Source organism: Acidisoma sp. C75, from assembly GCF_054665095.1.
The window spans coordinates 229,297-240,073 of the sequence record NZ_BAAFHD010000007.1; the positions used below are offsets into that span (position 1 = coordinate 229,297).

A 10,777-nucleotide genomic window follows, 5' to 3' on the forward strand; every position below is an offset into this window, starting at 1 on the left:
CGCCTCTGCGGCTACAAGTTTTCTTCCCGCGCCGCATTAAAAAGCCGTAAATCGACCGCATGGCCGGGGCGTGCAAAAGGCTGCCGGACAGTCATGACCCAAGACAGGCGAGACGTTTCCTTGACCCATCCTGCCGCTCCGCTGCCCTTGGCCGAGAACGAGACCGCGCCGCGCGGCCTCACCTCCCGCCTGGCACGCCATATCCCCCTCGCCCAGCGCTTCATCCAGTTCGGCGTGGTCGGCACGATCGGCTTCGGCGTCGATTACGCGGTGGTCCATACCGCTCATTTCGGTTTCGGCGTCGGCCTCGTGCCGGCCGGGCTGCTCTCCTTCTTCGTCGCCGCCACCGTCAACTGGTTCCTCAACCGCATCTGGACCTTCCGCGGCCGCAGCACCGGCCGGCTGCATCATGAATGGATGCGCTATCTGGCGACCAACGGCATCGGCTTCGTCCTCAACCGCGGCACCTATATCGCCCTCGTCACAACTTCTCCGCTCTGTATCGCGCATCCCGTCATCGCCCTCGCCGCCGGCTCCATCGCGGGGCTATGGGTGAACTTCTTCATGTCGGCGCGGGTCGTCTTCCGCTGAAAGCAGGACCGGCGCGGGCCCTCGGCGGTGATCCAGCTCCATGCCGGGCGGCCCCCGCCGGCCTCTTCCTCCTACGACGCCGATATCCTCATCCTCAGCCTCGGCCGTGCGGCGGAGACCGAAGCCGCCATCCGCTCCGCCCTCGCGCAGAGCGGGCTTTCCCGCCATGTGATCGTGCTCGACCAGGGGTCGGATGCCGCGACCCTCGCCCGCTTCGCTGGCCTCATCGCGGGGCGGCAGGATGCGATGCTCGCCTTCTCCCCGGAAAACCTCGGCGTTGCCGGCGGGCGCAACGCGGCGGCGGCGCTCGGCCATGGCGCGGCGCTCATCGCGCTCGATAATGATGCAGTCTTCGCGACGGAGGGGACGGCGGCGGCAGCCGCCGCCCTCCTGCGGGCCGAGCCCGAACTCGCCGCCATCGGCTTTCGCATCCTCGACGGCCGCGGCGCAGCCGAAGATCTCGCCTCCTGGGGCTATCCGCTCGCCCTCCTGCCGCGGGCCGGCGAACGCTTCGAAGCGGCAACTTTCGTCGGCGCCGGGCATGCCATCCGCCGCTCGGCCTGGGCTGCGCTCGGCGGCTATGATGCGGCGCTGCACTTCACCTGGGAAGAATTCGATTTCGCGCTCCGCGCCATCGCCGCCGGGTGGCGGCTGCTGTATGCGGGCGATATCGCGGTGCATCATGGCCTGGCGGCGGCCGAGCGCGTGGCCTGGCAGGGGCAGCGCTGGCGGCTCTATCTGCGCAACCGGCTTTATATCGCCCGCAAGTGGCGGACGCCCTGGCCGGCGCTCGCGCTCCGCATCGCTGCCTACGCCGTCAAGAGCTTGCGGATCGGCCTGCCCGCGCAGGGCGCAGCCGGGATCTGCCAGGGGCTGCGCATGCCGCTCCCCGCCCCTGCCCGGCCGCTTCCCGCGGCGGCACGATCCTATCTCTATCGCACCGATGGGCAATGGCGCGGCCATCTCTGGCAGAGGCTGCGGCGCGAGATCTGGTCCGGCCTGCCGGGTGCGGCGCGCCGGCCGCCGATGGACGGCTGATCACGCGCAAAATGCTGCAGCGCAACATCGTTGCGCCGTAAGTTGCTCCGCCCTAATGCAAGGCCGGCATGCGCCCCAGCGGCGGTACTTCCTTGCGGCGCGGCGTCGCTCTGCCTATTTATTGCCATAGAGTGGTGCTCGGGGCGGCTTCGGCTCCCGGCGCGAAAACACGCCGGCCGGCTTGTCTCAGGGCCGCAAGGCGGGGAGGAGTTAGGCCATGGACGCGGACATTCATTCCTTCACGACCGAAAGCCAAGGCAGTAGCCCCCGTTCACGCATGAGCGGGCTTTTGCGCGCGACACAGGTGCTGGACCGTCTGGTCATCGAAGGCAAGGCGACCTCGGCCTATGATCTCGCCAAGGCGATCCGTGCGCCGGTATCGACGATCTATGGAGTCGTCGATGCACTGGTGCAGGCAGGGCTTCTGGAGCGCGACGATGCCGGCGCGGTATGGTTCGGCAGCCGGATGTATCATTACGGCCTCGCCTATGGCCGTAACGTCGATCTCCTGCGCGAGGCGCGGCACGAAATGCGCAAGCTCGCTCAGGAATTGGGGGAGACGGTTCAGCTCTGCGCCCGGCATGATGGCTATGTGGTGATCCAGGATATGGCCGAGGCCTCGCGCAACCTCCGCGTATCGAGCCGCATCGGCGCGCAGGTGCCGTTGAACTGGAGTGTCTCCGGGCGCTTCTTCCTCGCCCATCTGCCGCAGCATGAGCAGGTGGAGTTGTTCCGCCAATATGCGGTGCCCTCCGCCACCGGCCGCGCGCCGATGGACCCGCAACAATTCGCCGCCCTCTGCGACGAGGCGCGCCGGCTCGGCTACGCGACACAGCTTTCCGGCACCGACGAGGGGATTGCTTGCGTCGCCGCGCCGATCATGAACGCGTCCGGCATCTGCGAGATGACGATCAGCATCATCATGCCGGAACTGCGGGTGCGCGAATCGCTCGATCGTTTCGCCAATGCGGCGCGTGAGGCGGCGGCGCGGGTGGAAGACCGCGTCGGCTGGCGGCCTTTCGGCCCGCTCGGGGTCGCCTCACTCCGCTTGAACGGCAACGGCAATGGCAAGGCGGCGGGGACTGAGGGTTTGGAGAGCACGCCGCGCGCCGCCCGCGCCTCCTCTTACGAGATGATGGCCTGAAGTCGGGCCGGCCCGCGCCCCGGCGGGCCCAGAACCTCGCGCGAGGCGCTTGCCGCCGGCCGCGAAGCTACCTATAAGCCGCGGAACACACGGAGAGGTGCCAGAGCGGCCGATTGGGGCGGTCTCGAAAACCGTTGTGCGTGCAAGCGTACCGTGGGTTCGAATCCCACCCTCTCCGCCATTTAACCCATATAAGTATCTGATATCGTTAGGTTATTTCGTCTCGCCTGGACTATCTACCCGCAATCTTACCCACAACCTGCGATGCGCTTGTCGGTAGCCGTTCGGGCCATCACCGGGACTGACCGGGAACCGCTGAGGCCAAGAGCGACTGAGCTGGCAAACGAAACCCCTCCCCTCCGCGAGGTTTGTCCTCGGTTTCTCGCCGAGATCACTGGGGCGAAAATGGCGCTCCCCCTCCCCGAAAGGGAGCCTTGCTGCGGTCGCCGCCCGAGGCGGATCGTCCGACTGTCGAAACTCTAGGATATCTTAAGCCCAGGCCTGAGCAAGCCGCTAGCCTTGCTCAGCAGGCACCGGCCGTGGCGGCAAAGGGCGAGGAACAGCCCCCGCCTACAAACCCGGCGTCTACCGGGAGATTTACGACCCAGCCTGCGGCACCGGCGGCATGCTCTCGGTCTCGGAAGAAACGATCCGCGCCGGCAACGCCAAGGCCCATCTCGGCCTCTACGGCCAGGAATATAACGACGAAAGCTGGGCGATCTGCTGCTCCGACATGCTCATCAAGGATGAGGAGACCGACCACATCATCCTCGGCGACACGCTGGGGGATGGCAAGACGAGCGATGGTTTCCTGGGCCGCCAGTTCCATTACATGCTGGCCAATCCGCCCTTCGGTGTTGAGTGGAAGGACCAGCAGAAGGGCGTTGAGCGGGAGGCGAATGAAATGGGCTTCTCCGGCCGCTTCGGCGCCGGCCTGCCCGCGATCAATGACGGCTCGCTGCTCTTCCTCCAGCACATGATTTCCAAGATGAAAGACCCGCCGGAGAAGGGCGGCGAAGGATCGAAGATCGCCATCATCTTCAATGGCTCGCCCCTCTTCAGCGGCGATGCTGGTTCCGGCCCATCCAATATCCGGCGCTGGATCATCGAGAATGACTGGCTGGACGCAATCGTCGCCCTGCCGGACCAGCTTTTCTACAATACCGGCATCTTCACCTATATTTGGCTCGTTACCAACCGCAAGCCAGCCGAGCGACGCGGCCGTGTGCAGCTGATCGACGGCACGCGCTTCTTTCAGAAAATGAAGAAGAGCCTGAACAACAAGCGCAACGAGCTCTCTGACGCTCATATCGACCGCCTGACCGAGATCTACGGAAATTTCCAGGATGGCGAGCAGGAGGAGGTGCCGATCAATGGCAGCCCGGAGAAGCGCGTCGTCAGCCGCATCTTCGAGAACCGCGAGTTTGGCTTCCTGAAAGTCACGGTCGAGCGGCCGCTGCGCCTCAATTTCGAAGCGACGAAAGAGCGCATCGCCCGGCTGGATGAGCAATCGGCTTTCTTGGGCCTCGCCGTCTCTAAGAAGCGCAAGGACGCCAAGGCCGTTGAAGCGGAGGAGGCGGAAGGGCGTGCCCAGCAGGACGCGATCCGCGGCATGCTGGCGACGCTTAAGCGCAAGGGATTCTATAGGGATCGCGAGCATTTCGAGGCCGATCTCGATGCTGCTGCCCAGCGTGCCAAGCTGAAACTGCCTGCACCGATCAAGAAGGCGATCTTTGCCGCCTTGGGCGAGCGCGACCCGGAGGCCGAAATCTGCCGGGACAGTAAGGGCCGGCCCGAGCCCGATAGCGAGCTGCGCGATACCGAGAATATCCCCCTGCCGCCGGGCACGGCACTGCCTCTGCCGATGCAGTTCGGGCCGGACATGCCGAACGACGATCTGGTGGAGGCGATGCGGGAGACGATCGACGCTTATATCACAGCCGAGGTGCTGCCCCACGTGCCCGATGCCTGGGTGGACTACAGCAAGACCAAGGTTGGCTACGAGATTCCGATCAACCGGCATTTCTACGTCTATAAGCCGCCACGCCCGCTGGCGGAGATCGAAGCTGATATCGCAACGCTCGAGGGCGAGATCGCCGGGCTGCTCAAGGGGCTGTTGGCGTGAGCTTCGAGATCGTCATTCCAGCCGACTGGCGTCGATCTTCCGTATCGAAATTTTCTCACGTCCAGCTTGGGAAGATGCTCCAGAACGACCCTAGTGGGGATGATGATGAACTGCTGCCCTATCTGCGGGCAATCAGCATCGCCAAATCCGGCTTGGACCTTTCCCATCAATTTGCGATGTGGATCAAACCGCACGAAAAGGAGAAATTCCGCCTCAAGCGCGACGATATACTCATCAGCGAGGGTGGCGACGCCGGGCGCACCGCACAATTTACCTCCGATGACGAATACTATTTTCAAAACGCTATTAATCGTGTTCGTCCTCTGGACGGCAAGCAAATCGCAAGCCGCTACCTGTTCTGGTGGTTCACCTTTCTCAAGCTGGCCGGTTATGTTGACCTAATTTGCAATGTGGCAACTATTCCGCATTTCACAGCGGAAAAGGTCAAGGCTGCCCCCTTTGCCTTCCCATCCCTGGAAATTCAAAAGCGCATTGCGGCTTTTCTGGATGAAAAGACAGCGCAGATCGATGGGTTGATCGAGAGGAAGCGGGAGCTACTGGAGCGGCTGGCGGAGAAGCGGCAGGCAATCATCACCCAGGCCGTCACCAAGGGCCTCAACCCCGCCGCCCCCATGAAAGACAGCGGCATCGACTGGCTCGGCCAGATCCCCGCGCATTGGGAGGTGCGATCACTTCGCTACACGGCAGAAAGTCTGAATCGGATGCGTATCCCCATTGCCGCCGAATTGCGGAAGGGTATCGAGCGTGTCTACCCTTATTACGGTGCGTCTGGGATCATCGACTATGTCGATGAATATATCTTCGACTTTCCGACAGTCTTAGTTGCTGAAGACGGTGCGAACCTCTTATCACGCTCCACCCCCCTCGCATTTCGTGCAGCTGGGAAATATTGGGTTAATAATCATGCTCATATCTTGCGCCCGACTGACCTAACTATCTGGTTTTGTGCAGAATTATTGGCCATATATCCCCTCGATCCGTATATTTCTGGCTCTGCCCAGCCAAAGTTAACCAAAGATAACCTCATGTCTCTACCAGTTTGGATTCCGCCACTGGAAGAACAAGCGGTAATCGAGAAAGCTGTTATCGCTGGTCTTCACTCGATTGGTCCTGTGATCGAGAAATGTGGCGCGAGCATGAGACGGCTTTCGGAATATCGCTCGGCCCTCATCACTGCCGCCGTCACCGGCCAAATTGAGGGGTTACGCTGATGTCGGGCCACACCGAACACGCTTTCGAATCTGCCATCGAACACGGCCTCATCACCAACGACCGCTACCAGAAGCGCACGCCGGTCGCCTTCGATCCCGCCAGCGCCCTGTTCCCCGACGACGTAATTGGCTTCATCCGCGAGAGCCAATCCGCGCGCTGGGCGCAGCTCGAAGCGATGTTGAAGGACCGCACCGCCGCCACCGTCATCGACAGCCTGACCAAGGAGCTGGCGAGCAAGGGAGCGCTGGGCGTGCTGCGGCATGGTTTCAAATGCTACGGCAAGGAGCTGCGGCTGGCCTGGTTTCAGCCCAATTCGGGCATGAACCCGGAGAGCGCCGCGCGCTATGCCGCCAATCGGCTGACCATCACGCGTCAGCTCGCCTTCACCTCCGAGGTGCTAAAGCGACCAGATGGCAAGCCGCGCACATGCATCATCGATGTGGTGCTAAGCCTGAACGGCCTGCCGATTGTCACCATCGAGCTGAAGAACCCGCTCACGGGCCAGCGTGCCGAGGATGCCTGCAGGCAATACAAGACCGACCGGGACGGGCGGGACCCTCTGTTCCGCTTCAAGGAACGCGCGCTGGTGCATTTCGCGGTGGACCCTGACGAAGCCTGGATGACGACGGAACTGAAGGGATCAGAGACTCTCTTCCTGCCCTTCAACCGCGGCCACAATTTCGGCGCGGGCAATCCGCCAGTACCGGGCAATTGGAAGACGCATTACCTCTGGGATGAGGTGCTACGGGCGGATAGTCTGCTCGATATCCTCCAGCGCTTCATGCACCTCGACGTGAGCGAACGGACGGTCGAAACACCGAGCGGCAAGCGGAAAGTGCGACGGGAAACCATGATCTTCCCGCGCTATCATCAGCTGGATGCCGTTCGGAAGCTCGTTAACCACGCGCGGGACCATGGGCCGGGGCGCAATTACCTCATTCAGCACTCCGCAGGTTCCGGCAAGTCGAACAGCATCGCCTGGCTCGCCCATCGGCTGGCCAGCCTGCATGATGCGCAAGATGCCAAGGTATTCTCTTCGGTCATCGTCATCACCGATCGGCGGGTGCTCGACCAGCAATTGCAGAACACCGTCTACCAGTTCGAACACAAGACGGGGGTGGTGGAGAAGATTGACGAGAATACCCAGCAACTGGCTCGCGCGCTGGCGAGCGGCGTGCCCATCGTCATCTCGACCATCCAGAAGTTTCCTTTCATCAGCCAGGCCATCCGCACCCTAGAGAGTAAAGGCGAAGGCGTGGCCTTGAGCACAGCAGGCAAGCGCTTCGCCGTGATCGTGGATGAGGCCCACAGTTCCCAATCGGGCGAGACGGTCGCGGCGCTCAAGGGCATCCTCAACAAAGACGGCATCGCCGACGCCATCGCCGCCCAGCTGGGAGATGAGGAGGATGACCAGCTTACCGAGGAAGCGAAGGCCGGTATCCTCCGGGAGGTAATGAGCCGGGCGCGCCAGCCAAATCTGAGCTTCTTCGCCTTCACCGCCACGCCCAAGTTCAAAACCAAGGCCGTGTTTGATGAGCCCGGGCCTTCGGGCGCGGCCCCGTTCCACGAATACTCGATGCGGCAGGCGATCGAGGAAGGCTTCATCTTGGACGTGCTGCAGAACTACACCACCTACAAGCGCTTCTTCGGCCTGGTGAAGCAGATCGAGGATGACCCGGATGTGCCAAAGAAGGCGGCGGCTCGGGCGCTTAGCCAGTTTCTGGAACTGCACCCCGTCAATATCGAGCAGGTGGTACAGGTCATCATCGAGCATTTCCGCCTGAAGGTGATGCACGAATTGGGCGGGCGGGCGAAGGCCATGGTGGTGACCGCCTCGCGCCTCTCCGCCGTCAAATACAAGCAGGCGTTCGACCGCTATATCAAGGACAAGGGCTATAGCGGCATTCGTGCGCTGGTCGCCTTCTCCGGCACAGTCGAAGATCCGGACCAGCAGGGATCGGCCTTCACGGAGGTCGGCATGAACGAGGGCCTGCCGGAACGGGAATTGCCGGAGCGCTTCGCCGGTGAAGACTATCGCGTGCTCATCGTGGCGGAGAAGTATCAGACAGGCTTCGACCAGCCGCTCTTGCAGACGATGTATGTGGTGAAGAGGCTGGCAGGCGTTCAGGCGGTGCAGACCCTTTCGCGCCTCAATCGCATTGCGCCGGGCAAGACACGCAGCTTTGTCCTCGATTTTCGCAATGAGGAGGACGACATCTTCAAGGCGTTCAAGCCGTATTACGAGACAACGCCGGTCGGCGAGAATGCCGATCCCCAGAAGCTGAACGAGCTGCATCATAAGCTGCTGCAACCGGCGATCTTTACGCCGCAGGACGTGACGGAGTTCGCGGCCGTCTGGTTCAAGGCGCGGCGCGACCCGAGTGGGCAGGATCACAGGCTAATGAACGCAATTCTGGACCGCTGCGTCGACCGATTTAACGAGCGAGAGGAAGCCGAACAGGAGGAGTTCCGCGGGCTGCTGACCGCCTTCCGTAACCTCTATGGCTTCCTCTCCCAGATACTGCCCTACTTCGACGAGGAACTGGAGCGGCTTTACGCCTTCCTGCGCAATTTGGCGCCCAAGCTGCCGCCACCGGGTGACGGCAGCAAATTCACTCTCGATGACGATGTGGCGCTGAAATTTTTCCGTCTCCAGCAGGTGAGCGAGGGGACGATCGACCTATCCAAAGGCGAGGCCGATCCACTCAAAGGGCCGACCGATGTTGGATCGGGTCGGGAGAAGGACAGTGATGTGCCTCTTTCCACTTTGGTCGACCAGCTCAACGAGCGGTTCGGCACGGAGTTTACGGAGGCTGATCAGCTTTTCTTCGACCAGGTGCGCGCGACGGCCGAGCTAGACGAAAAGGTGGTCGAGGCCGCGAAGGCCAATTCGGCGGAAAATTTCTCGGCCTTCTTCGGTCGTATTCTCGATGACCTTTTCATTCAGCGCATGGAAGGAAATGACGAGATCTTCAATCGGGTGATGAGCGACAAGCAATTCCGCAACGCCGCCCATGAGCATCTGGCGCGGGAGGTGTATGAGCGTATCCGAAGCAGCGAAACCAGCCGATGATTGCTCAGCCTTGGCTACAAGGCGTGCGCCGTGGCTTATCAGGTTTGAGCACTCCGGCAACTAAGACCCGCTCTCGCGTGCCGCTGGCTATAGGATAGCTGGCTCGCTCGTCCTAGCCCGCCCTGCAAAAACGATTAGGAAATGCGTGCCAAAGACCAAGGGAATTTCCTAATCGCCACCGCATGATGACCCGTCATGCTGGCCGATTGGCATTGGCAAGGATTTGTTTAGGATTCCGGAACTGACTCTTTTGGAGCTTCCCTAAAGTGGCACATGACTTACCTGAATCGCCGCGGACGCGTCGCCTTGCCGAAGCGATCGTGATGGCGGCCGACCTGCATGGCAACCAGCGGCGGAAAGGGACCGAGATTCCCTATATCTCGCATCTCATGAGCGTCTCGGCGCTGGTGATGGAATTCGGCGGTGATGAGGACCAGGCAATCGCCGGGCTGCTACATGACGTGCTGGAGGATGTCGGCGCCGAGCATGAGGCGGTGATCGCGGAACGCTTTGGGCCGCGGGTGGCCGGCATCGTCCGCGCCTGCACTGATGCGGATGTGCTGCCCAAGCCGCCCTGGCGGGCGCGGAAGGAGGCTTACCTCGCGCATCTCGAAACCGCGGCGCCGGATGCGCTGCTCGTCAGCCTCGCCGACAAGGTCCACAATGCCCGCGCGATCCTGATCGACGTGCGGACCCATGGCGCGACCGTCTATGACCGGTTCAAGGCCGGGCAGGAGGGCACGCTCTGGTATTATGCGGCGCTTTCGGAAGCCTTCTCCCGGCTGCTGCCTGGGCCTCTGGCGGAGGAGCTGGCGCGGACGGTGACCGCCCTGCAGGCCGCCGGGTGAGCTGAGTGGGGGAGCTTCCCGGCCTCCCCGCATGGGACGGAGGGATAAATCGGCTCTCCGACTCACTTTCGTCCCACCCGGCCCGTGCAGGCGGCTGATGCCTGGCAAACTCGGACCTCTCTGTTCTTCTTTAGACAATCGCCGAGGTTGTTTGCCGGCTAGAGGCGCTTCGATGGGACGCATCCCACGCGCCTTCTACGCGAGAGTGGGACGCCGGCACCGAGGCGCAGCCTGGGCTTCTCGCTCCTCCATCCCACTTGGGTGTGACGGCGCAGGGCCGGGCTCGCCGCCGGCTCGGTGCCGGTTTCGCGAGCTTGTCGCTCGCTGGCTGCTGCCCGCTCATCGCCGCCGAGACCTTCGGAGGTGAGCTGCCTGCCCCCGCCGGCGCGGCGCCCGACCGCAGTGCGGGCTTCGCAGCAGTAGATGTAGGGACAGACCTGTCTCACATTGCCTGGTGCTGCCTATACCAGGTGGCACGGCTGATGCCTGCGGCCTCCCATGGCCGATCACGGTTCGTGCTGTGTGCGCGCAGCCATTCGTCCCGGCTTTGAACACCTGCCGCCTTTCGCTGGGCCCGCGTGCTCTCACGGTCACGACGACGCTTCTCATCAGCATCAATGAGCCGGGTCATCTGCTGCATCTCAGTATCCGCCCGGTGAGTGCCGCCTTGTAATGTTGAATCCGGCTGGTGATCTTAACGCCGCTCGTAAGAACGGCATTAAGGA

7 protein-coding genes and 1 tRNA gene are annotated in these 10,777 nt (G+C 62.5%); all 8 read left to right on the top strand.

The features are described 5' to 3' along the window. Positions 1-93 precede the first annotated feature (93 nt). Positions 94-591 carry a GtrA family protein gene (locus ACYQ7X_RS11540; RefSeq protein WP_459697171.1) on the top strand — a complete coding sequence of 166 codons (498 nt, stop codon included), beginning with the start codon at positions 94-96 and terminating at the stop codon, positions 589-591. Between the two features lie 27 nt (positions 592-618). After that, positions 619-1,629, top strand: coding sequence for a glycosyltransferase family 2 protein (locus tag ACYQ7X_RS11545; protein WP_459697172.1), 1,011 nt, complete (start codon positions 619-621; stop codon positions 1,627-1,629). Between the two features lie 217 nt (positions 1,630-1,846). Then, positions 1,847-2,773, top strand: coding sequence for an IclR family transcriptional regulator (locus ACYQ7X_RS11550; protein ID WP_459697173.1), 927 nt, complete (start codon positions 1,847-1,849; stop codon positions 2,771-2,773). A gap of 91 nt (positions 2,774-2,864) precedes the next feature. Continuing rightward, a tRNA-Ser gene (locus ACYQ7X_RS11555) sits at positions 2,865-2,954 on the top strand. Between the two features lie 414 nt (positions 2,955-3,368). Continuing rightward, complete coding sequence (locus ACYQ7X_RS11560; RefSeq protein WP_459697186.1) at positions 3,369-4,898, top strand: HsdM family class I SAM-dependent methyltransferase; 1,530 nt, start codon at positions 3,369-3,371, stop codon at positions 4,896-4,898. Continuing rightward, complete coding sequence (locus ACYQ7X_RS11565) at positions 4,895-6,130, top strand: restriction endonuclease subunit S (protein WP_459697174.1); 1,236 nt, start codon at positions 4,895-4,897, stop codon at positions 6,128-6,130. The genes ACYQ7X_RS11560 and ACYQ7X_RS11565 overlap by 4 nt, the downstream gene beginning before the upstream one ends. Further along, entirely contained in the window at positions 6,130-9,204 is a 3,075-nt protein-coding gene (locus ACYQ7X_RS11570) for a type I restriction endonuclease subunit R (protein ID WP_459697175.1), read from the top strand. Before ACYQ7X_RS11565 ends, ACYQ7X_RS11570 begins: the two co-directional genes overlap by 1 nt. Before the next feature lie 323 nt (positions 9,205-9,527). Further along, entirely contained in the window at positions 9,528-10,052 is a 525-nt protein-coding gene (locus ACYQ7X_RS11575) for an HD domain-containing protein (RefSeq protein WP_459697176.1), read from the top strand. Positions 10,053-10,777: the final 725 nt, after the last annotated feature.